Source organism: Paenibacillus lutimineralis (assembly GCF_003991425.1).
Classification (GTDB): domain Bacteria; phylum Bacillota; class Bacilli; order Paenibacillales; family Paenibacillaceae; genus Fontibacillus; species Fontibacillus lutimineralis.
Map to the genome: position 1 here is coordinate 4,550,345 of NZ_CP034346.1, position 21,047 is coordinate 4,571,391.

Genomic DNA, 21,047 nt, shown 5'->3' on the forward strand with positions numbered 1-21,047 from the left:
TAGCTAACCAGTTTTCCAGAATCAAAGTACTTATCGATAATATTTATTAAATGATTGCATATGTTTTCTTTGGTTTGTAGTTGCCCTGTTTGATGAGCTAGTTTAAATGTATATGATTAAATAGAAATGGTGATCCATTTAAATAGTTTCTTAATATGGCCTGAGCATAGGGCTGCTCTTCCTTCAAACCCTTGGTTTCTCTTGGATCTGGGGCATGGTGGCAATAATCTTCGATCATAACCATCACCGAAAAGCTTTCTAGGGCCGGTAGCCAGTTCTCTTCCAAATCTCTTATGCTTTGATACCCTTTAACGACTAATTCTCGTTGCAAAGGATGAAGCCCTAAGATCGCATGTGCGACATCGTAAAGAAAATATCCAAAGCCACATCTACCAAAATCAATTGGACGAGGATTACCATCATGAAATACAATATTACCTTGGTGTAGATCTCCATGAATTAGCCCGTAATTTTGTCCATTCTTATGTATTGTATTAAACCAGCATAAAACTTTCTCGATGGCCAATCGATACAATTTATATTCAGCATCAGTCAGGAAATAATGATAGTAATCAGCTAACTGAGTTGTTGCTTCTTTAAAGCTTTGCTCCCCCCAAACTGGACGTTCAAAATTAGAAGGCACTTCGAAATCCTGCGCCACGGAATGTAAGTTTGCTAAAAGAATACCCTCTTTAAAAGCTTGGCCCTCAGTAATGCCACTGTTCACATGAGCACCCTCTACCCAACGCATCAAAGAAGCATGCGCATAGTAACCATCCCCACGATCGATCGTAACAGTTCTCGAACCATTACGGTCTACAATTCCTAGTGGAACAATCTTCAACTTATCGTACAAAGACTCTAACCAAACTAATTCAGAATCTATCGCTTCTTTTTTCATTTCAGAATGAATTCGCAGTAGAAATGTTCCATCTACATTTGTCTCTACGATAAAAGTAGCTGTGTCAGATAGTTGGTTAAACCGAATTTGAGTCCAATCAAGGTCATAATTATGAAGTGCCAATAGGGCCATCCTCTTAACCTGTACAATAGTCTCTTTGATCGATTCTGCAGATTCTAATTGGAATATTCTATCCATGTCATTCCCATTCAGACGTCTCAATATCTTTAAAATTACATTGCCAATTCGTACCTTTCTCCATTTGCTTCCTCAGATTAAGATTCTTCAACCGTCTTCTCATACATCACTTCATCAGTCAATGAATAATTCGCTTTTTGATAAGTTTTCTGAGCCCTAACATTGTCCTGTCCCGTTAATACCTTAATTTGCTTAACCCCGATTTGGAGCAATCTTTCTTCTAAAAAGCAAATGATTTGCGGACCCCAGCCTTTTCCTTGTTCCTCCTCAATGACATATAATTCAGTTATTTCTCCGTGCGGTTCAGAGTAACAAAAGGATTTGTAGTATTGAGCACAGCCAAAACCAACTGCTTGATCATTACAAAATGCTAGAACAATAATCTCATTTGTATTCAGGAGACTTTGCCTAACCTCCATTGCAGTTCGTTCCACACCATTAAATTTGTAATTTAATTCAATTAACGATAAGCTGTCTTCTAAAGTTGCTGGCCTTATAGTTTTATTGGTCAATTGATACGTCCCACCTTATGAGTTTATTTCCACTTAATGTCGGTCTACGTAGATCATATTTTGCATTTTATATTAATACGTTTCATCGATTCTTATGTATCCATTTATTTGTTCTCGTTCTCGTTGAAAAATCCCTGATTTATTATAATAGTTTCCTTCTGCCGTTATGATTTTATCTTGATCAATTCTTAATACGACTCCAATATGATCATTTAGACCATTCCCTAAAATGTTATCGAATACTACAAGATCCCCTTGCTCTGGGATGAACGACAAGTCACTAATGTGATGATAGAACCCGTGTAATTGTCCCCACTCTAACCAAGCCTCTACCCAGGCAAAATTACGGGAGACCGGCTCCGAATATCGTACAGGTAACTTCACCCCTGCCTCTATACAACAATAATATACAAATGCAGCACACCAATCGAAACCTATACTTACATTATTTCTTGGGAAATAGTTAAGGATCGGCTCCAAATCGGGACCGCATTTATTTTCATTACCCATCAAAGGTCTTGAAGCTAGCTCTTCGGCGATTTGCGCCAGGATCTCTCTTCGGCTCACGGATTGTCCTCCTTAATATCTAACCATCTTCCTTCCCAGTTCATGACCCAGCAATACGATAGGTATGATGAAGAGTCCGACTGGAACGCTTAATAGAATCTCTGTCCAAGTGACCAAATTATCCGTGATCAATGTATCAAACAAATATATGGTATAAGGCAGAACGAGGAGCACAGCACTAACCACACCGGGCGTATACATCTTTAAATATAAGGATTGTCCGACATGTGTGAATACATGAAGAAAGAACAATGTATTGAAGGATAGGAATATAAAAAACATTCCTTGCTCCGCAGCAATAAAAACAAACGGAATAAATATAATAAACTCCAGTAAAACAGCAACCGCAAATTGGCCGCTAGTAATATTAAACATCTTATCTAGACGCTTACTGATTTTTGAAGGGACCTTGCCAATTACATGATTTCTATTTCTCTTAATCCAAGATTCAACGTATATGATTTCTTCCAGGTCATGGAGTAAGAATACAACGATAAATAACCATACCAGTGTTTGTATTGTCATGCTTCATCACCTCTTAGCACCCATTTGAATTATTGTTCCTTATCATCGATGAACATTAGGAAATATTCTTTCTGAACTGGATCGCTATAGCCAATGTCATCATTACAAGAATTCAAGTAATATTCCGTTCCTTTGCGCTCTCCTCGTGGCCCGGTACGTTTATTCATTTGTGTACAGGTCGTGTGCTGTACCCCTTTATTCTGTCCTCCGAATCCGTCCCAAGAGTTATCATAAGTATATAGAATTTCTTCTCCATTAAACTCAAGATCAATAAATATTGGATCGCCTTCATCAGTGTAATGAGCAAGCGCAACGAGGCAGCTTGTCTTATTCAAATAATCCTCATAGAACTTCTCTAGCTTATTCACATTAGCTAACCCAGGAGGCCCTACAACAACATAGCCCTGTCTTTTGGCTTGTTGAAAAGACAATTTAGAATGTGACGAATCATTCGGATTATTATTGGGTCCAGAACTACAAGAAACAAGCAATGCTGATAGAGCAATAATTAATAAATATTTCCTCAACTCTTATTCCCCTAACGATTCCAACTTAATAACTCTATTACTCTTCACGCTGATATCTACGCATCAATTTATTAGACAGGGCCAACGCCTCTTCACGAGTGGACGCAGGGGCCGCAATGATATATCCATTTTCGCTGTCCCAATTAACTGTTTGCTGAAAATCCCCCTCAGATTTGTTGGTTGAATTCTGTTCATTGGCCATATTCAAAAGAAACGCCACTTGACTAAAATCCTTGTTAGTGAACAATAAATGCGAGACATAGCTATTAGATCCCTTTGTAGCTCCCCTCTGATCAAAGTAAAAATAAGGATATACCATGACACCAAAGCCTTCACTAAAAAAACTTATCTCCAAGTTACGCTGATCCGGTGGCACGGGGATTTGTTCTCCAACAATATTTATTTCTCCTTTGAAAGTACGATGACCCTTCAGGGTTGTATACAGCTTGCCTCGAATCACTACCGTTGCCTGTTCCGCATCTGCCTTCGCCCCTTCGGAGCCAAGTTTATACCTAATACCCGTCAACGTTACATTGACTGAATGAGGAAGTATTTTATATACTGCCCACGCCGCACAAATAGCGATAACTGCAACAATTAAGCTGATTAGTATGACCCGTCTAGTCCTCATCTCATTCCTCCCTAAAAAAATCATGCCCCGGAAGTGTATAGATGTACATTTATATTCCAAATACCTTTTATATCTCAAATGATTTTCTGTAATAGTGTTTGTTATCTTCATCCACATCTGTAGATTTCTCGAATCCGACACTACTCCAGAACCTTTCGTTTGCTTCGTTCGTGGGTGTTAATTCAATGAATAAAGCACCCTCATTCCTAACAAACTGTTCGGCCTTCAAATAAGCTAATTTGCCATACCCTTGGTTGCGGTATTTAGGTTCGATATAGTATTCCATTAAAAAGCATTTTCTGCCTTCATCAAAATAAGTAATATACATTAAAAAGCCAATCATAGCCTCTTCTTGTATAAAACATATTCTTAGTGGATTTATATCTCTGATTCTTAATTCCTCAATTGCATCTCTATATTCATCAGAGTAAAAGTAATCTCGATCAAACTCATCCCCTATAGATGCGTTAAGAGATAGTTCATTAATATAATTATTAAATAACTTCCAAAAGGTAGTTACGTCAGATTCTTTTTCTACAATAGATAGCTCTAGATTATTACTCATACTAGCCTCCATTATATTCCTTTCAACAACAATTCTCCTATAGCTCATCAATTCATCTTTTGGTCATTCTTGCAAACCTTGGACCTGCTTGAAAGCCAACTTTCTTATATAGTAGCTCCGCATGATTTCCCACCGTAACACATAATTTCACAACCTCTGTGTATGTACTAGCGGACTCTTTTATGTAATTTAACATGAACTCTGCAATCCCTCTGTTTCTATACTGAGGAATGACACACAACTCACCTATCTCAGCAAATCCAAGTGGCATTTTTTCACTAATACCTGCTATGCAAAGGCCAACAATCTCTTGGCTCTGTTCATTTACAACGTAAATAGAAAGATTCCTATGCTTGTAAACCTGCAAAAGATACGTTAAATCCTCGATGATCTTCTCATTATTAGGTACACCAAAGAGCTCGAAGTCAATTCCTCCACGATATCCTTCCTTCATTACATCATGAATTCTAGTTATATTGAAAGAATCTCCTAGTGAGTATAAGGTTAGTCCATCAGGAGTTATCGGCTTGTTACCTCCGCTCGCCGGGCAACACATGACCTGTCGGGTCACATTTACTTTAAAACCAAATGACTGCAGAATATTAACATCATCTTGTAGAACTCCGTTAATATTGCTTACATCCTGGCAGCATTTTAGTAGTCCTCTCCACAACTCTTGTCTATTAGAAAATGGAGGAATCATGAAAGGGAACATTACAGTATCATTAATCTTTATTACCCCTCCAATCCGATCCTCATCGCACATAATCCAAAAACACTGATCAGTAAACTTCGTATCTTCTAACCGAGTATTCCAGTCGTACCACATCTCAAGATCGGAGTTGGAGTAGATCACCTGATGAACAGCAAATACATTTTGATCTGCTTGTTCTAATCTATACTGTTTCACAAGATTGCACCTCACAATTTATATATTCGAAAGTCCGCCTTCTTTATTAACTCTCCTACTCTTTCGTACTAAATTCCTGTATAAATTTCTTTATATCATCTCTATATCTTTCATAATAATTATTGTTCGTATAGTCCCTGATCACATTTCTCCAAAATGATATTGCGGGACTATTACTCTCCATTTGTACGACTTTCCAATTCGCTTTGTATAGGTCAAAAGCTTGTTTAGCAGCGTTCCTCCCAATTCCTTGCCCTCGATATTTCGGCAATACCATAAAGTCATAGATCACATGTGTTGGATCTGGATCAGTATCCAAATTTTCGAATAGTACCACTAAGAATCCAACCCTTATCCCTGATAATTCAATAAAGTACGGATTCCACCGAGAATCGCCCTCAAAGAAACAATCAATGTTAACATCATAAATTCCATGCTCATTGAGTTCCTCATGCGTATATTTACTAAAATCATAAGTATAGAACTGATAGAAATTGTATAAAGCTTCTTTCTCTCCAATCGTTATCGGGACAAGATTAATATCCATATGAGGTCTCTCCTCCTCGTTTCATTAGCTTGCGCTTAGTCAAATCAGGTGCTAAACAAACATTACCAATATTGGGATGCAAAATGAAGGGAGAGAACAACTATTGTTAAACTATCCCTCAGTATCTCTAGCGTAAATAAAACGCCCCAGCCTTAGATAGCTCTTATCCTAGGCTGGGGCGTATGTTGTCTGAGCTTTCCCCTGATTATACATCTAATAACCATAAAGGGGGAAGCCTAGCATCAAATCAATGACTATAAAATTGCCTTACTATTTCACCTTTAGCTAATCTCTAAATAATCGATATAAACATCCCATGTCCCGTTATCAGCTGTTACGACGAGCTCAATTTGCTGATTACCGGTACCATGACTGACATTATTTAGGGTGTAGACCGCTGGACTGGTTCCACCAAAGTAGAAGGTCCCCTTGGTCTGCCCACCTATTTTCAAGTCGAGCCTGGCCATATTGGAGTTATTGGAAGCACCTCGGAGTGAGAAACTATGAGTTCCGCTCGTGAAATTTTGCGTGTACTTGACCGAGTCTCCATTGGCGTATAGAGCAACTCCATTGAACGTTGAGCTAATGTTCCCCGTGTACTGACCACTCTTCGTCATGCTCTCGGCTTCCACTCTCGTCGTATTACCTGGAGGGTTTGTTGTACCGCCTCCGTCAGGTGCGACTGCCCGACCCGTTGACGTTGAGATCATACCAGAGCATAGACCACGACTCTTTAGATTCTGCGCAATCTGCGGAATCGCCTGGAGCGTTGTCTGATACTGGTCATGCATCAGGATCACATCACCGTTCTGCATCGTGCCTACAGCAGCTACGATTTGAGCGGTCGAGGCACCGTTCCAGTCCTGGGAATCAACGTTCCACAGCACTTCGGTAAGACCGTTCTGCTGTTCGATCGATTTCAGAGTAGCGTTCGTCTCACCATAAGGTGGACGGAACAGCTTCGGTGCAGTTCCAGTAGCCGACTGGATTGCTTGCTGAGTCTGCGTAATTTCCGATGACATCTGCGCAGTGCTCAATGTAGTCATGTGCGGATGCGTATAGGAGTGATTGCCGACCCACATCCCTGCAGTCACTTGAGCCTGGACCAGAGACGGATAACTTTGTGCGTTTTGCCCAGTGTTGAACATTGTTGCTCGTAGACCATTCTGCTTCAGTGCATTGAGCAAATTTGTCGTATTGCTTGGATTTGGACCATCATCGTACGTCAGACCTACGTAACCGTTCGGACAGTTAGCATCAGCTGCACTAGCTGCTGGCATCATTGGGATGGAGAACAAACTGCTGAAGAGTCCAAAGGTTGCTACTACTTTTACTATCTTTGCTTTGAACATTAGAACTTTCCTCCTTTTTTATTAAAGTGCAGTCTTACCTGTTGGGGTCCAGCATCAAGCCGTAGTAATCTACTAAGCTGTGATAAAATGTTCTTGTTAGAAGATATTGTAAGTATTTAATTAATATATTAGCAAACAATTCCTATATATTCCAATTACAAAAGTAAAGATTTTATCGTCAAAAGTATAGGGGCTGTTATTAAAAAAAGGCTGCCTTTAAAGGCAGCCTTACGTCGGTTCATATGTTATTTAGTGGCCGAGAGAATGAATTTCTCCAATGGCCCTAGATTGGTAATACGGTGATTACATTCTTGGTTCTCTAGGCACACATAATGCCCCATGAACGAAAGATTATCCGGTGAAGAATGAGCAGGCTTCGTCTTGACCGAGAAAAATGCAAGCTCTTGATGCCGATTGCAGAACAGACAGTATCCCTTCTTGTGAATCGGCGTAATTCTTCCCTCAATACCGATAAACTTTCCTTCGAATGGGTATACAATAAATAACTTGTTCGTGGCAATATCTACCCAACTTAGATATGTTAAATATCGAAAATCGGTAGCATTCAGGTCCGGTAATTTCAACTTCTTATTCTTAGGGAATAGCTTCTGAATCTGCTTCGGCGTAATCTGCGGAAAAGGCTCCAGGTAAGGCTCCAATGCGCTAAGGTAGCTCTTAAAGTCACTTGCCGAGTCCAGGGTAGATATTTGTTCCAGCATCTGCTTCTGATCCTCTGTCAGTGAAGAAAAGGCTTCAACAATGTTCGTTGCGGCACTGTACCTTACGGTTTCCAAGACACTCCGATCCACGACCGTTTGCAATGTTTTCTGAAGGAATTCTGCTTGTTTCTTAATCAAATTATACTGATGGTTTCTAATAAATGGTGTACTCATAGCTTTCAGCCCCTTATTGTAATTTGAAGATAATAAGGTGCAAAGCCTGTATTAGAAACGATGAAGTTAAGTATGGGCGATCAAACTCATATTATCGCACCCCACGCAAAGTATCGCCCTAGATCAGGCTTTGCATGAGTCCTTCCTAGCTAACGAGCAATTCAGTATTGCCACCGATATAACCCCCAATCACAATTCATACGCAAATTATAGCAGCGATTTCTGTTAAGAGCAATTTATATCCCTTGTTTCACTTTTATGTACATATGTGTCGTTTCATGGTGAAAAAATAAGTCTGCTATGCTACAATATAAAAATTGTACAAGCTCATAGGACTAGGGAGGATTTTTGAATAAACATGCTGATTATTGGTATTTCCGGTGGCACCGGATCAGGTAAAACGACGGTTGCCCATTCCGTTATTGATCGACTTGGTTCGGACAAAGTCACCTTCATATCCCAAGATAACTACTACAAAGATAATCCCCATCTAAGCTTTGCAGAGCGCGAGAAGATTAATTATGATCATCCTTTCGCCTTTGATACCGAGCTCATGATTGAACATATTCAAGATCTGGCGGAAGGCAAGACTGCCTATGCCCCTGTATATGACTTCACGGTTCATGCCCGTTCTAAAACACAAACACTTGAACTGAAGCCTAACCACATTATTATCCTCGAAGGCCTTCACATCCTATCCGATGAGAATCTTAGAGCCATATTGGACATTAAAGTGTTCGTCGATACGGATCCTGATGTTCGCATACTTCGCCGTGTGGTTCGAGATATTGAGGAGCGCGGTCGCTCCATTCGGTCCGTACATGATCAATACTTAAGTACGGTCAAACCTATGCATGAAGCTTTTATTGAGCCTTCTAAAAAATACGCCGATCTCATCATCCCCGAAGGTGGACATAATGAAGTTGGCATTCAATTGCTCACCACACTGACTGAGAAATATTTACACAGTGGGGAGAATTTTAATTGCTAGACTGAAGCAAGTCTTAAACAGTAAGGCATTTTGATTTCACAGTTTCACATGGTACAATTTTGAAGTAAATCGATTTCTCTGATTTATAAATTGAATCCATGATGAGGAGTGAAGTTAGTGGCTGTTGATGTTTATTTGTATTTCAATGGAAACTGTCGTGAAGCTGTAGAGTATTATGCACAAGTATTCGAGACCGAGAAGCCACAAATTATGGCTTACGGTGACAACCCGCCTAACCCTGAATATTCACTTCCCGAAGAAGCCAAAAATTTAGTCATGCATTCACGACTTAACATTAATGGCAGCAATGTCATGTTCTCAGATGTTTTCCCCGGTTCGCCATTTACTTTAGGCAATAACATCGGCCTTGCTTATATTAGCAAAGACATCGATCAGATCAAGCAACTATTTAACAAGTTGAAAGATGGCGGTTCGGTAAAAATGGAGCTGCAAGAGACGTTCTGGAGCAAATGCTATGGCAACCTGACAGACAAGTTCGGAATTGAATGGCAACTTAGTCATGAAAGTGAATAACCATTAATGCGAAAGACGCTAATGAATAAAGGATATAGATCATCTCTTCTCAGAGAAAATCTATATCCTTTTTTATGGACGTTTCCTATCAATTCTGATTTAAATAATATTGAATTCCGGCTCGATCGATATCTGAGAACTTTAGAGGATGACAGTAACGGTTCGTAGTTCTTCTCCTTCAATTTCATACACATCCAAGCCAGTCTCTTCTTTAACTTCTCTCCTCAAAGCCTGAACTAATGATTCAAAGGCTTCAATGCGCCCTCCAGGAAGTTCAATGGATACTGGCTCATTAGGCTTCACTCTATTCTGAATCACAATTTCTAATTGCCCATCGATATCTCTCTCAATGATTGCCCTCGAATTGACATAGAACAAAATAAATAACCTCCTCTAAGAGCCAGTTCTAATTAATATTCCAGCTTATACACAACTTCCCCATCAATCACTCGTCCATCGGCCTGGAAACCTAATTGTTCATACAAATGTCTTGCTCCAATATTCGCTGGTTCAAAGCTGATATATATCATCCGATGTCGAGGATCTTCTTTGATTCTATCAATAAGTTGCTCCATAGCAGCCTTCCCGAAACCTTTTGACTGATTCTTGGCATCTATCATTAAGCGATAAATCCAGTACTCCTGATCCTCATGATCTATACAATACATCATAAAGCCCACAAGAACCTCATCATGATAAATAGCTAAGCAGATACACTCTGGATATGCCTTAGCCTGTGCTAGCGAGAATAAATTTGACGCAACGAACTCTTTCTGGTCATCGGTTACACTCAGCTTAATAACATCATAAAAATTGTCTCGATCTATCTCTCTAAGTGCGATCATATATGTTCCCCCGTTCAAAATGTGCTCCTACTTCTTGGTTCGAGCTAAAAATATACTCTGGATAATTGTTCGCTATCGGCGGAAGATTATCCTCTGAGAAAAATTGTAGCTCATGCATCTCTTCGTTATCTGCTATTAATTGCCCACCCTTGATCATACATTCAAAAACAATCGTTAAATATTCTACTTGATGTCCATTATTATAAATAAAGCGGCGATCTTTCCCACCGTATACCCCTATGATTCGTTGCGGTTCAATCACAAGCCCTGTCTCTTCTTCCGCTTCTCTGACCATGGCTTGAGCTGGGGTTTCTCCAAGTTCAATCGCTCCTGCAATTAGGCCCCACTTCTCTTCATTATGCTTTCTGCCGAACAAGATCTCACCGCGGTCATTTCTAATAATTCCAGCAACAGCAGGCATGAATATAAGTTGATCGCCTATTTTTTCTCTTAACTTTTGATAGTAATCTGACATTCCCAAAGTTAGTCCCCTTCCCACCGTTTATAATGCAAGATACCGACTTAACCCTAATAAGGCGAAACAGAACAGTACTGTGCCGGCACCAATGCCGGTTATGGCGCTATTCGCAACGCCTAGTCTTTTAGATAGCCAGAATGAAGTGATCACTACTCCAATAAGCAGAATCCCTAAAATGTTCAAGCTAGCATCTTTAAATATGTCTTTTAGCCAGAAAAAATGAATCCCTACAATAAACGCAATCCACGGGGCAACATAATCACTTCTTTTAAGTCTAATAATTAGGAACGCCCCAACACCCGCAAGGAGAAATTCAATAACCACAAATGTCAAGTAGCTTCTGAATGAACTCGTATCTGATAATGCCGAAGCCTCATTCCAATTGATAATACTTAAGTAGACACCTATCAGGCAAACGACAAGTGCGCTCCCACTAGCGATCCCAATATATAATCTCCAGCTCCTTCGGGGCTTCTCCTGAGCCCATCCGAACCACATAAAGCTGAACATTCCGAAAATCGCCATGTACATCGTATAGTCCCGTAGATATTCCATATCATCAAACTCTCCCAATACGTTATAAAAATAACCCAGCCCTAGAACAAATTTCTCTTAGGCTGGGTCATGTTGTAAGTTCTTTCATTACAGCACTCTGGTCATTACAGTTCATTTCGCTGATTTGCCATCCTTCTCATTTCCACGTTTAAAATTCCCTGTCAATTTAGCCATGACTAGCTGGGTTTCCAAATGGTCCTTACCGTCTATTGATTTTAAAAATTTATCGCTTGCCTTACCAGTAAGTATTGATACTTGCTTGCCCTTCCAATAAATAAAAACTTTCTTGTCTTTCATTATTTTATAAGTGAATACTTCATCTTCACTAAGTCGATTTCGTTTATCGATGTTATTCATTTAATCACTCCATACTGATGAAATGCTTACTATATATTGTTTGTTACCTCTAACCATTTGGTTACAACTTTTATTAGATGATTACGATTATTTTCCACATCACTTGCTGATAGAAACTTAATCATTGCCCGATCACCAGTGATCCAGTCAAGTAATTTCGTGTCATCCTGAAAAAACGGTCCTTTGTCCGCATATTCCGTACGTTTAGAGCCACAATGAAAAATCAGACGAAAGCCTTCCTTTCCATGTAAGCTGAACGTTATTCGATCTTGATACAGAAGCTCAGTGCATTCTTCACCTTGCTTTTTATTATTGGATCCCACAACATATCACTCCAAAATAAGTACTAAAAAGATGATGAAGCTCTGACTTACTTAACTTTCTAGAATATTATTATCTTTTTTATCTTTTTGTTTGCAATGTTTGATATAAGCGCTTATGAGTCCTATTAGATATAGTATTAACAAGGACGAAATGACGTACATCGGTAAAATATATAATTCATATTCCTTCATAGTTGTTATAATGCTAAGGTGATATACATTGAATATTACTTCTATAACTGCACCCTTTGTTATCCCTATATCCATGAAGATATAATATAAATGATAAGCAAACTTGATACATGATCCTAACACAATACATAAGGACCCTATTTCGGTCCACTTATGAAATCTAAACTTCCCCATAGTTCCCTCTTTCATTTCCTGTCCGCCTTCACTTGACAGCCCCATTATTCGAGCCGGTAATTTGAGTCATATCCCCACACTAATAACGCACTTGTTAGAATTACAACCGGGCAAAATAAAAAACGCTACAAGTAGCAAATAGGCAACAACTCGTATGAATTCCCCCATCGGATCTCGCGGTTTTGGATATCCCCCTGCCGGAATGCTTTATCAGGCAACCTATTATGAAGCTTGTTCTTTCAGATCCTCAATAACCAGCTGCAGAATATATCGGGTCTCTTCCTTGAAATCACCATTCAAAAACTCTTGAATATATGGGATCACTTGCTCTCCAAGCTATACTAGTTGCTCATAAGCCTCATAATCGGTTCGCAAGAAGCTGCGCATGCTCCCTTCAGCAAATTCCCCTTCCTCTATAATATTCACCCAATGTTTGATCTGCTGAAAAACAGGAAGTTGGCGTACAGCATCAATTGTGGAATGGAACTCCGAATCTTTTTCCTTTAAGTCATGCATTGCCTTATACAATTGATCTTCTGGAACACATCTCCTAATCAGTTGGCTTAAGGTCAAGTAATCACCACCAACACCATCTGCAGCTGACACATAGGCAATGAAATCTTCAGTTTGGTCCAGTTGTTTGAGGTCGTCTTGCAGACGATGAATCACATTGATAGCAATCAAGAAAAGCTCTGAATCGATAATCGACTTTTCAAATATATAGTTCTGCTCAATATTTAAATACCCAGGTGCTTCCTGTTCAATGCAAGCGAAAATATTAAGATATTTTTCAAGATAATCAGGCATCTCTTCAAACATAAAAGGGTAATCCCCTTCAGCAAATTTAAGAGAATTCAATACCTGGTCCCGTGTTCGATTGTAAAACTCGTCATTTGTTTTCATATATTTTTCTTGGTAGCTAGCATAATATGTATCTACAGTCTGATCTAGAGAAGAACAATTATTTATGTATATTACATAGCTACCGTGATAGCTATCGGTATAGATTGAGAAGGAGTATACATCCTTGTTTCTCCCTTCATCTATATAGGTAGACAGAGCCGATTTGCAGAAGTCATAAAGCGCATTTTCCATATCTTCTCTACTTACAAAGACTCCATCCTCAGGACTAAAAGTCGGGATTTCTTGGATTTTTCGATCTGTTGTACATAATAGATAAACCCCCTTGCCTTCTAATTCTCTTCTCCCACTGATTAATTTACCGATATGAACATCGTAAATCATTTGAAAATTCACCCTTCCAATTAAAGTTTAATACCTTCGACGATTATTCCTGTGCCTGTAATATTCCTCCACATTTGATCTGGAATCAAATGAGAGTATGCCTAGAGTTGGAATAATCGAAAACATGAACACATACAATAAATTTTCAAGTTTAAAGCCAAAAACGAATCCATAACCTGCGAAGCAAAGTAAAAACGAAATAATTATCGCTATTATCTTTGCTTTCCATGACATACTAATCCCTCCTTTATACAAATACGCAAACTCAATTATTACCTTTGCCCTGAGGTGATCGTTGATTTCCCCAGTAACTGCGGGCTAGGTAGTCTAAGACAACTTGTTTTTCAAGCTTAGCCTTGTCATCAGAAATCAAGTAATTTTTATAATAAACCTCCATGAACATCCCTCCTTAAAGAGAATATTCCAATTGAAAGTCCCTTGGATCGTTGTCATACAACTTTTTATTGATTTCCACTGCTTCGATACAACCTATAGCAAAATAAAACGCCACTGTTTCTTCAGCAGAGCCTGCACATATATATATTTTATCCGCTTTCCATTCCAAACCCTTATCTGATATGATCGAGAAGAGTTTTTTGCCAATTCCTTTATTTCGATGCTCTAAGGTTATAAATAGTTGATCCAATAAAACATAGTTACTCCTTACACCAAAAAATTCATGATTCAGTGTTGCAAATCCTATTAATCTATTCATTCCATCAAAGGCGCCTACAGCATAACCATCTTGCAGGATTGTTTCTCTCAGACTGTTGAAATGATGCTCATATCCGCCCGGCCAATCGTTATCCTGATAATTAATATCAACCAATTGACGCTTTCCATTGACATCTCTCCATGCTCTTTTTATATATTGAGATGGGTTCATATTTTTTATTTGTTCACAATCATCTATAGTTAAAGCCCTATAATTTACACTTAGCATTTTACATCTCCGTTTCTGCGTTTTCCTCTATCATCACCTTAAAGTCTGAGAACCATTAAATCTTCATCATAATATTGATTCTCATACTTAAGAGCATTTTGTTCTCGTCCATAAATCTCAAATCCTAAAGACATGTACAATTTTTTAGCAGGGTTGTTATTAGAGATCACTGTTAGGTTTAGTTGTTCTATCCCCTCGATTTCTCCCGCTTTTCTAATTACTTCACCCATAAGTTCTTTTCCTAAGCCAATTCCCCTTTTTTCTGGAACTACATACATCCCGTAAATATTGCCTTTATGCCGAGTCTTCATGCCGGTCTCACGCACAAAGGCTACAATTCCAAATAAATAACCGTCATCTCCGAATGCACCTAACACAAACTTATCAATACTAGGTTTTATTCTTTCAGCTACAACATCGAGAGCAAATTTCTCTTCGCGTTCATAAGTGGAACCAAAGGCACTAGGATCATTCCTTAAGCCATCCAATCGAACTTGTTGATACACCTGCGCATCTGATTCTTGTAAGACACTGATTCTCAATATCCTTCCCTCCAAAATTCACGAATGAACTAAATAGTAATGCATTGTTGGCCGGCTTGTTGACTTTGTTACATCCTTACCTCACTCCATCAAAACGCTTTCATTTTATTACATCAGCTTCATAGATTTGACTTGTATGATTCCATGGATGATATCCCTCTCCGATCCTCTTCCAGTTGTACTTTTCATAATAACCTTTATGATCCGTACATAAATAAAGCTTATCGAATCCTAGTTTTCTTGTTTCATTCTTACCATGCTCAAGTAGAACGGATCCTAGTTCACTTCCCCTCATATCTTCTTCGATATAAAGAGCACATAGATAAGGGAATAGATCTTGTCTACTAACAAAATCATTTGTAATTAGCCCATATCCTCCGATTATTCGACTAGCTTCAATCATCAAGTAAAAACGAGGGAGTTTGTTGGGAGTTGCTAAACTATTAATAATACAGTCTCGGTAAATCCTCTCATCAATGCCCCAGCGTTCAGAAAAATATTGTATTGCTTGTTCCGTATATCAGGGTTTTCTCTTATTCCAATGATATTATAGTCCATCAAGATTTTTCTCCCTCTGTTCATTCAGCTTTGCTTCATTATCTAATCTTGCCAGTATCTCATGAACTGTTTCTTCAGGTGTTATATTTGAAGAGTCAATCCACATTCCAATTCTAGGTGTTTCATTTAGTAGTACACTATTCAAAGCTTCAACTGTCCAAACACCATATCCTTTCTTCGGTCTAGCAGCTTCTCTTAGCGTTACAGCATGCGTACTTGGACACAGAACTACTAGATACAAAGGACGGTTACGGACATATGATATAAAGTCCTCTAACATTGGACCAACTACAACATCTTGAATGATTACAGAAAATCCTGCTTCAAAATAAAGATCTGCGGATTGTGCCGCAAGTCTATATCGAAGTTTCAATTGCTCCAACTCGTCCTCTTCTGCATCCGGACTTACTTCCCTTCGATTATTAACAATCATTTTACGGAAGATATCCCCCCGTAAATGAACGGAGTTCTCTAGATGTTCGGCAAGAATTTGCGCAACTGTCGATTTTCCACTCGCCATAATACCTGTTATTAAAATGATCTTAGGAGATTCATTTAACATATTACGTCGCCTCCTCAGTTACTTTTAGATGATAGAATTCCTTTGATAGGAACCTCTGAATTGACCTATCGTATGCTACATTAAGGTTTGAAAAAACCTATTTTTCATACATAGGAACTAACCGCTTATCATGAAGTTTAAAACCTATTCTTCCGTTTCAGTATCGCTATTATATAAACTGAAACAAAGATGATCATCAACGTAATAAGGTATGTAGATAACCTATTTCGGCTAATCGAAAGATTTATAAATAAACAAATTTCGATTAATAACATACCAATTATATTAAATTTTGCTCTAGGATAGATTGTTTTAATTGAACTTTCCATACTTTATTCCCCTTTCTCCGTTTTACCTTCCTTGTGAGTTCCCTATTATTCAAATTATATTCCATAATTATACAGCCGATAACCAAAGGGGGATAGTCCTCAGCGGGAATATGGCCTATAGATGTTAAATAGATAAAAAACTTCTCAGCGAAATTAAGGTTAATTAAAGGTTGCGTTGCTAAGATAGAGATGAACAAGGAGGTATCTGCGTGAGAATACTGATCGTAGAAGACGAGAAACATCTGGCTGAAGCCGTGGCACAGGTTCTCAAGAAGAACAATTATACTGTCGATTTAGCTCATGATGGTGAATATGGGCTTGATTGCGCGATATCGGCGATTTATGACTTTATCATACTTGATATTATGCTTCCCAAAATAGACGGGATAACTATATTAAAAGAAATCAGAAAGCATGGCATTTCTGTTCCTGTCGTTCTTCTAACGGCGAAGGGTGAGACCGAGGATACAGTGAATGGGCTGGATAGTGGTGCGGATGATTATATTGCCAAACCATTTAAGTCCGAGGAACTTCTTGCTCGTCTCCGTGCCCTTAACCGACGGAAAGGCGAGTTGATACAAGATGGTACATTGACCTATGGGGACATTAACATCTATCCCAATTCTCTCGAATTATTTTGCGGTAATAAGTCGTACAAGCTCACATTGAAAGAATTCCAGCTATTAGAATTACTAATAAACATGAGAGGCATGGTTGTGTCCAAGAACACCATTATTGAAAAGCTGTGGGGCTACGATGGCGAAGCCGAAGACAATAATGTGGAGGTTTATATATCGTTCTTGCGTAAGAAATTGAGTCATATTAAATCTGAGACCTCGATCCATACGATGCGCGGTGTCGGCTATGTTCTAAGATCACAAGGTGATAAGCATGTTTAAGAGATTACGGAACAAATTTATTATACTGAATATGACAATCATTACGATTGTAATGATCTCAGCCTTTGCTGCCATTTACATCATAACTTACGGTAATATACAGAATGAAAACCAAATCAAACTTACCAATATCGCTATGTCTCCGATTATGATGAATTCGCTGGTTAAATCAGATGAGAACAATAACACTGACAGGGTATTTGTCGGGAAAATACCAAATGATTATTCCTCAACTTTCAGCGTATTAGTCGGTAAGAATAACAAATTGCTTAATGTTCACTCTTATTTGGATTTAACAGAAGATACCTATGCACAGGCAACCAAGCTTGCCATCTCTTCGAATAAAGAAAGTGCCGTCATCTCGATTGATGGCCAGCGTTGGCTTTTTAAAATCAATTCCATGAATGCAAATCTTATTATCAAGGGAAAAAGCGGCGTTTCCCAAGCGGCCGTGCTTGAACAGATTTATTTTATGGACGTGACCGAGTCATACAACATACTTTCGCAGCTTTTGCTTACATTTGGCGCCATCAGCATCGTGATGCTGTTTGTGATTTTTGGTATAAGCCTGTTTTTTGCCCGGCGTGCCATTACGCCTGTAGAAATCGCCTATGAGAAACAAAAACAGTTTATCGCAGACGCTTCTCACGAACTGAAGACACCGCTCGCTGTCATTCATGCCAACGCCGAGGCTTTGTATGCCAATAAAACGGAGACGATTAAGAGCCAACAGAAATGGCTGGATTATATCGCCACCGAGACAGATCGAATGGGAAAACTCGTTAGTGACCTATTGTATCTAGCGAAAACCGACAGCGAGGCTATAAACAGTGAGCTTGCCCCTTTTAATATCAGCCATGTTGTTACCGATGTACTACTTGCGATGGAGGCGGTTGTCTTTGAAAAAGGAATAACACTTTCTCAGAACATCGAACCAGATCTCATCGTAAACGGTGCTAGTGATAAAATGAAGCAAGTCGTCATTATACTGCTTGATAATGCCGTAAAGTATGTGAACGAAAACGGCAAAATTGAGGTTACGCTCAAAAAGTCTCGAAACCACGTACTCTTTTCAGTGGAAAATTCGGGAGGTGGGATTCCAAAAGAAAGTCTGCCAAGACTATTTGATCGCTTTTATCGTATAGATGCATCAAGAGCCCACGACGGAAGTTATGGCCTGGGGCTATCCATTGCAAGAGCAATTATAGAAAATGTAGGTGGAAAAATTCACGTCACAAGCGTTCAAGGAGAAAGTACGACCTTTATTCTTGAATTGGATTGAAGAGAATAATCAACCATACACAGCCTTCGGATCATAATCCGAGGGCTTTTTGCTGCCTTGTATTGCGATTTAAGGTTGGTTAAAGGTTTGTCCTTTTAAATAATCAATATGAATTCTATGAGGAGGAAAATTGATAGTGAAAAAAAATCTAACAAGCGTCATTATCTTTGTACTATCCGGTATTATTCTTGCTTTGGGCATTTGGCAGCTCATCCTGTATATACCGCCACAGCTTGAAATGCTAGACAATGCCGCCTTACAGGGCGCTACATCGGAACAAACATCCGATTACTACTGGCACGATTTTATACCGCAGGTTCTTACCTATGCCATTACTATTCTTGGTTTTACAGCGGTATTATTGACAGCTGGCATACTTCACTTAAGACTTGCTGCTAATCAACCATCCGATAATCGTAATATGGTTAGGCCATTCCAGTCCAAAACTTCAGCGGAGGACGAACTGGATGATTTCTTTAATGGATTTGAAGTTGTAGATATGGAGCATGGAAAATAAAAGGGTAAAAGGAGTTTATTAAGTATGTTTATTTTACAAAATGCACTTAAAAATTTGGTGCGTAACAAAGGTAGAAACCTGATGATCGGCGCAATTATTTTTGTAATCATACTGACAACCGTTATATCTTTAATCATTAACAATACCTCTTCGGCAGTTATTGAGGATTATAAGGAGCGCTTTGCCTCAGAGGTGTATATTACGCCCGATATGCAGAAGGTCATGGAAGAAGCACAGAAAAACTCTACAGACGGTAGAGTGATGGTCAAAAAGCCTGAGATCCCTTCAGAGCAGTTGTTGCAGTTTGCCAATTCGGAATATCTCAAAGAAAGTATTGCAACAGGCACTATTTCAGCAAACAACTCGGAGATTACAGCGATTGATCAAGATGACTCTAATTCTTCAGGAGCAGGCACTACATCTATTGTTGGTGAGGGGGGCATGATGAAAGGCCTGGGAATGAACGGAAATTACAAGTTAATGGGGGATAGCTGGGAAGACTTTAACGATGGACTCAGAAGCCTGGAAAGCGGCAGGCTACCAGAAGCAGACGGCGAAGGTGTGATCAGCAACGAACTTCGTGACTCAAATAACATTAACCTCGGCGATGTAATAACTTTTACAGCTAATATGAGCGTTGAAGCGCCTTCTGATATGACTTCCGAGAATGTACAGGAGGATGATAAAGTAACCGTAGATGGTATGGAATATACCGCGTCCATATCTGGAATGGGAACTGTCCGCTTACAGCGTGAGGTTACTTATTCCTTAACCGTTGTCGGTGTTTATAGTGACTTGACCGATGAATATGCAAATGACAATATGCCTAAATCCGCAGGATTTAATAGGCGCAACGAGATCCTAACTTCACTCAATACATTAATTGCCCAGCGTAAGGCCAACGAGACTGGAGTGAATGTAAATGTAACCTATTATCTAAAAAGCCCTGAAATGCTTGAGCTATTCGAAGCAGAGGTTAGGTCAAAGGAACTTTCTGATCTTTTCAATGTGAATACTGATACAGCTTCCTATGAAAAAGTAGTAAAGCCTGTTGAGGGATTAAAGGGTATTTCCATCACATTTATGGTCGTTGTTATCATTCTCGGCTCGATTATTTTACTATTACTTGCTTCGATCTCGATCCGGGAGCGCAAGTATGAAATTGGTGTTCTTCGGGCGATGGGGATGAAAAAAGCGAAGGTGGCACTGGGACTCTGGTTTGAAATTCTCACAATTACCTGTTTTTGTCTTGTCATAGGATTAGGAGTAGGTACTGTTGCTGCACAGCCTGTATCGGACATGTTGCTTCAGAATCAAGCTGAAGCGGCACAATCAAGCACATCACAAGGTGCTGGTGATGGAAATGTCATGATGGGCCCCGGGGGTATGCAATTAGGTGGTGCACAGCTTGGAGGAGCACAGACTAGCGCCAAGCCGTTGTCCGAAATGAAAATCTCACTTGATCTTGTTACGATATCGGAGATTATCGGCATTTCGATTCTATTAGCTTCATTTGCCGGATTGATATCCATCAGCAAGATCACAAAGTATGAGCCCATCAAAATACTCATGGAAAGGAATTAGGTGATAGCA

30 protein-coding genes are annotated in these 21,047 nt (G+C 39.2%); 6 read left to right on the forward strand and 24 right to left on the reverse strand.

Annotated features, from left to right (window positions below; translation table 11 throughout):
* Window positions 1-97 precede the first annotated feature (97 nt).
* The 11 genes from EI981_RS20190 to EI981_RS20240 all read right to left on the reverse strand — a co-directional run bounded on the left by EI981_RS20190 (window position 98) and on the right by EI981_RS20240 (window position 8,128).
* Window positions 98-1,033, reverse strand: a complete 936-nt coding sequence (locus EI981_RS20190; protein WP_227011510.1) for a phosphotransferase enzyme family protein — start codon at window positions 1,031-1,033, stop codon at window positions 98-100.
* A gap of 143 nt (window positions 1,034-1,176) precedes the next feature.
* On the reverse strand, window positions 1,177-1,611 hold the full coding sequence (locus EI981_RS20195) for a GNAT family N-acetyltransferase (protein ID WP_127001250.1): 435 nt from the start codon (window positions 1,609-1,611) through the stop codon (window positions 1,177-1,179).
* Window positions 1,612-1,683: 72 nt separating this feature from the next.
* The gene (locus EI981_RS20200; RefSeq protein ID WP_127001252.1) at window positions 1,684-2,178 is read right to left on the reverse strand and encodes a CHAP domain-containing protein; all 495 of its coding nucleotides are present in this window, start codon (window positions 2,176-2,178) and stop codon (window positions 1,684-1,686) included.
* Window positions 2,179-2,190: 12 nt separating this feature from the next.
* A complete protein-coding gene (locus EI981_RS20205) occupies window positions 2,191-2,703 on the reverse strand; it encodes an HXXEE domain-containing protein (RefSeq protein ID WP_127001254.1) in 513 nt (170 codons plus the stop codon).
* 29 nt (window positions 2,704-2,732) lie between these two features.
* The gene (locus tag EI981_RS20210; protein WP_127001256.1) at window positions 2,733-3,230 is read right to left on the reverse strand and encodes a DUF4362 domain-containing protein; all 498 of its coding nucleotides are present in this window, start codon (window positions 3,228-3,230) and stop codon (window positions 2,733-2,735) included.
* A gap of 37 nt (window positions 3,231-3,267) precedes the next feature.
* Window positions 3,268-3,861 carry a hypothetical protein gene (locus EI981_RS20215; protein WP_127001258.1) on the reverse strand — a complete coding sequence of 198 codons (594 nt, stop codon included), beginning with the start codon at window positions 3,859-3,861 and terminating at the stop codon, window positions 3,268-3,270.
* A gap of 67 nt (window positions 3,862-3,928) precedes the next feature.
* Entirely contained in the window at window positions 3,929-4,426 is a 498-nt protein-coding gene (locus EI981_RS20220) for a GNAT family N-acetyltransferase (RefSeq protein ID WP_162616230.1), read from the reverse strand.
* A 52-nt stretch (window positions 4,427-4,478) separates the two neighbouring features.
* Window positions 4,479-5,336 (reverse strand): GNAT family N-acetyltransferase, encoded by an 858-nt coding sequence (locus EI981_RS20225; RefSeq protein ID WP_127001262.1) that lies wholly within the window; start codon window positions 5,334-5,336, stop codon window positions 4,479-4,481.
* A 55-nt stretch (window positions 5,337-5,391) separates the two neighbouring features.
* Window positions 5,392-5,883: a GNAT family N-acetyltransferase gene (locus tag EI981_RS20230; RefSeq protein ID WP_127001264.1), complete on the reverse strand. Its 492-nt coding sequence runs from the start codon at window positions 5,881-5,883 to the stop codon at window positions 5,392-5,394.
* 281 nt (window positions 5,884-6,164) lie between these two features.
* Window positions 6,165-7,235 carry a polysaccharide deacetylase family protein gene (locus tag EI981_RS20235; protein WP_127001266.1) on the reverse strand — a complete coding sequence of 357 codons (1,071 nt, stop codon included), beginning with the start codon at window positions 7,233-7,235 and terminating at the stop codon, window positions 6,165-6,167.
* Window positions 7,236-7,480: 245 nt separating this feature from the next.
* Entirely contained in the window at window positions 7,481-8,128 is a 648-nt protein-coding gene (locus EI981_RS20240; RefSeq protein WP_127001268.1) for a FusB/FusC family EF-G-binding protein, read from the reverse strand.
* A gap of 358 nt (window positions 8,129-8,486) precedes the next feature.
* On the opposite strand from EI981_RS20240, the gene udk reads away from it, so the two are divergent.
* Both udk and EI981_RS20250 read left to right on the forward strand, forming a co-directional pair.
* Entirely contained in the window at window positions 8,487-9,119 is a 633-nt protein-coding gene (udk, locus tag EI981_RS20245) for a uridine kinase (protein ID WP_127001270.1), read from the forward strand.
* Between the two features lie 117 nt (window positions 9,120-9,236).
* On the forward strand, window positions 9,237-9,653 hold the full coding sequence (locus EI981_RS20250) for a VOC family protein (protein WP_127001272.1): 417 nt from the start codon (window positions 9,237-9,239) through the stop codon (window positions 9,651-9,653).
* Window positions 9,654-9,794: 141 nt separating this feature from the next.
* Here EI981_RS20250 and EI981_RS20255 read toward each other — a convergent pair whose 3' ends face one another.
* The 13 genes from EI981_RS20255 to EI981_RS20310 all read right to left on the reverse strand — a co-directional run bounded on the left by EI981_RS20255 (window position 9,795) and on the right by EI981_RS20310 (window position 16,427).
* A complete protein-coding gene (locus EI981_RS20255) occupies window positions 9,795-10,031 on the reverse strand; it encodes an NUDIX domain-containing protein (protein ID WP_127001274.1) in 237 nt (78 codons plus the stop codon).
* 32 nt (window positions 10,032-10,063) lie between these two features.
* Window positions 10,064-10,498, reverse strand: a complete 435-nt coding sequence (locus EI981_RS20260) for a GNAT family N-acetyltransferase (protein WP_127001276.1) — start codon at window positions 10,496-10,498, stop codon at window positions 10,064-10,066.
* Entirely contained in the window at window positions 10,485-10,979 is a 495-nt protein-coding gene (locus EI981_RS20265; RefSeq protein ID WP_127001278.1) for an NUDIX domain-containing protein, read from the reverse strand. Before EI981_RS20265 ends, EI981_RS20260 begins: the two co-directional genes overlap by 14 nt.
* A 21-nt stretch (window positions 10,980-11,000) precedes the next feature.
* Window positions 11,001-11,531 (reverse strand): hypothetical protein, encoded by a 531-nt coding sequence (locus EI981_RS20270; protein ID WP_127001280.1) that lies wholly within the window; start codon window positions 11,529-11,531, stop codon window positions 11,001-11,003.
* Window positions 11,532-11,642: 111 nt separating this feature from the next.
* Window positions 11,643-11,888, reverse strand: coding sequence for a hypothetical protein (locus EI981_RS20275; protein WP_127001282.1), 246 nt, complete (start codon window positions 11,886-11,888; stop codon window positions 11,643-11,645).
* A gap of 29 nt (window positions 11,889-11,917) precedes the next feature.
* The gene (locus EI981_RS20280; protein ID WP_127001284.1) at window positions 11,918-12,211 is read right to left on the reverse strand and encodes a hypothetical protein; all 294 of its coding nucleotides are present in this window, start codon (window positions 12,209-12,211) and stop codon (window positions 11,918-11,920) included.
* A gap of 702 nt (window positions 12,212-12,913) precedes the next feature.
* Window positions 12,914-13,822: a hypothetical protein gene (locus tag EI981_RS20285; protein ID WP_127001286.1), complete on the reverse strand. Its 909-nt coding sequence runs from the start codon at window positions 13,820-13,822 to the stop codon at window positions 12,914-12,916.
* 27 nt (window positions 13,823-13,849) lie between these two features.
* On the reverse strand, window positions 13,850-14,056 hold the full coding sequence (locus EI981_RS20290) for a hypothetical protein (protein ID WP_127001288.1): 207 nt from the start codon (window positions 14,054-14,056) through the stop codon (window positions 13,850-13,852).
* 31 nt (window positions 14,057-14,087) lie between these two features.
* Window positions 14,088-14,219, reverse strand: a complete 132-nt coding sequence (locus EI981_RS30015; protein ID WP_257791989.1) for a hypothetical protein — start codon at window positions 14,217-14,219, stop codon at window positions 14,088-14,090.
* Between the two features lie 12 nt (window positions 14,220-14,231).
* Window positions 14,232-14,765 (reverse strand): GNAT family N-acetyltransferase, encoded by a 534-nt coding sequence (locus EI981_RS20295; RefSeq protein WP_127001290.1) that lies wholly within the window; start codon window positions 14,763-14,765, stop codon window positions 14,232-14,234.
* 38 nt (window positions 14,766-14,803) lie between these two features.
* Window positions 14,804-15,307 carry a GNAT family N-acetyltransferase gene (locus EI981_RS20300; RefSeq protein WP_127001292.1) on the reverse strand — a complete coding sequence of 168 codons (504 nt, stop codon included), beginning with the start codon at window positions 15,305-15,307 and terminating at the stop codon, window positions 14,804-14,806.
* 100 nt (window positions 15,308-15,407) lie between these two features.
* Window positions 15,408-15,812 (reverse strand): GNAT family N-acetyltransferase, encoded by a 405-nt coding sequence (locus EI981_RS20305; protein WP_127004848.1) that lies wholly within the window; start codon window positions 15,810-15,812, stop codon window positions 15,408-15,410.
* Window positions 15,813-15,854: 42 nt separating this feature from the next.
* Window positions 15,855-16,427 (reverse strand): AAA family ATPase, encoded by a 573-nt coding sequence (locus tag EI981_RS20310; RefSeq protein ID WP_127001294.1) that lies wholly within the window; start codon window positions 16,425-16,427, stop codon window positions 15,855-15,857.
* A 538-nt stretch (window positions 16,428-16,965) separates the two neighbouring features.
* Here EI981_RS20310 and EI981_RS20315 point away from each other — a divergent pair.
* The 4 genes from EI981_RS20315 to EI981_RS20330 all read left to right on the forward strand — a co-directional run bounded on the left by EI981_RS20315 (window position 16,966) and on the right by EI981_RS20330 (window position 21,038).
* Window positions 16,966-17,655 (forward strand): response regulator transcription factor, encoded by a 690-nt coding sequence (locus EI981_RS20315; protein ID WP_127001296.1) that lies wholly within the window; start codon window positions 16,966-16,968, stop codon window positions 17,653-17,655.
* Window positions 17,656-17,686: 31 nt separating this feature from the next.
* The gene (locus EI981_RS20320; protein ID WP_227011511.1) at window positions 17,687-18,937 is read left to right on the forward strand and encodes a sensor histidine kinase; all 1,251 of its coding nucleotides are present in this window, start codon (window positions 17,687-17,689) and stop codon (window positions 18,935-18,937) included.
* A gap of 136 nt (window positions 18,938-19,073) precedes the next feature.
* The gene (locus EI981_RS20325) at window positions 19,074-19,454 is read left to right on the forward strand and encodes a hypothetical protein (protein ID WP_127001300.1); all 381 of its coding nucleotides are present in this window, start codon (window positions 19,074-19,076) and stop codon (window positions 19,452-19,454) included.
* 24 nt (window positions 19,455-19,478) lie between these two features.
* Window positions 19,479-21,038 (forward strand): ABC transporter permease, encoded by a 1,560-nt coding sequence (locus EI981_RS20330; protein ID WP_127001302.1) that lies wholly within the window; start codon window positions 19,479-19,481, stop codon window positions 21,036-21,038.
* Window positions 21,039-21,047 lie beyond the last annotated feature (9 nt).

Coding starts and splice junctions, on each gene's coding strand:
- EI981_RS20190 (WP_227011510.1), bottom strand. CDS start 1,033: ATGGCCCTATTGGCACTTCATAATTATGACCTTGATTGGACTCAAATT.
- EI981_RS20205 (WP_127001254.1), bottom strand. CDS start 2,703: ATGACAATACAAACACTGGTATGGTTATTTATCGTTGTATTCTTACTC.
- EI981_RS20215 (WP_127001258.1), bottom strand. CDS start 3,861: ATGAGGACTAGACGGGTCATACTAATCAGCTTAATTGTTGCAGTTATC.
- EI981_RS20220 (WP_162616230.1), bottom strand. CDS start 4,426: ATGAGTAATAATCTAGAGCTATCTATTGTAGAAAAAGAATCTGACGTA.
- EI981_RS20230 (WP_127001264.1), bottom strand. CDS start 5,883: ATGGATATTAATCTTGTCCCGATAACGATTGGAGAGAAAGAAGCTTTA.
- EI981_RS20235 (WP_127001266.1), bottom strand. CDS start 7,235: ATGTTCAAAGCAAAGATAGTAAAAGTAGTAGCAACCTTTGGACTCTTC.
- EI981_RS20240 (WP_127001268.1), bottom strand. CDS start 8,128: ATGAGTACACCATTTATTAGAAACCATCAGTATAATTTGATTAAGAAA.
- udk (WP_127001270.1), top strand. CDS start 8,487: ATGCTGATTATTGGTATTTCCGGTGGCACCGGATCAGGTAAAACGACG.
- EI981_RS20260 (WP_127001276.1), bottom strand. CDS start 10,498: ATGATCGCACTTAGAGAGATAGATCGAGACAATTTTTATGATGTTATT.
- EI981_RS20270 (WP_127001280.1), bottom strand. CDS start 11,531: ATGGAATATCTACGGGACTATACGATGTACATGGCGATTTTCGGAATG.
- EI981_RS20275 (WP_127001282.1), bottom strand. CDS start 11,888: ATGAATAACATCGATAAACGAAATCGACTTAGTGAAGATGAAGTATTC.
- EI981_RS20285 (WP_127001286.1), bottom strand. CDS start 13,822: ATGATTTACGATGTTCATATCGGTAAATTAATCAGTGGGAGAAGAGAA.
- EI981_RS20290 (WP_127001288.1), bottom strand. CDS start 14,056: ATGTCATGGAAAGCAAAGATAATAGCGATAATTATTTCGTTTTTACTT.
- EI981_RS30015 (WP_257791989.1), bottom strand. CDS start 14,219: ATGGAGGTTTATTATAAAAATTACTTGATTTCTGATGACAAGGCTAAG.
- EI981_RS20295 (WP_127001290.1), bottom strand. CDS start 14,765: ATGCTAAGTGTAAATTATAGGGCTTTAACTATAGATGATTGTGAACAA.
- EI981_RS20310 (WP_127001294.1), bottom strand. CDS start 16,427: ATGTTAAATGAATCTCCTAAGATCATTTTAATAACAGGTATTATGGCG.
- EI981_RS20320 (WP_227011511.1), top strand. CDS start 17,687: ATGACAATCATTACGATTGTAATGATCTCAGCCTTTGCTGCCATTTAC.
- EI981_RS20330 (WP_127001302.1), top strand. CDS start 19,479: ATGTTTATTTTACAAAATGCACTTAAAAATTTGGTGCGTAACAAAGGT.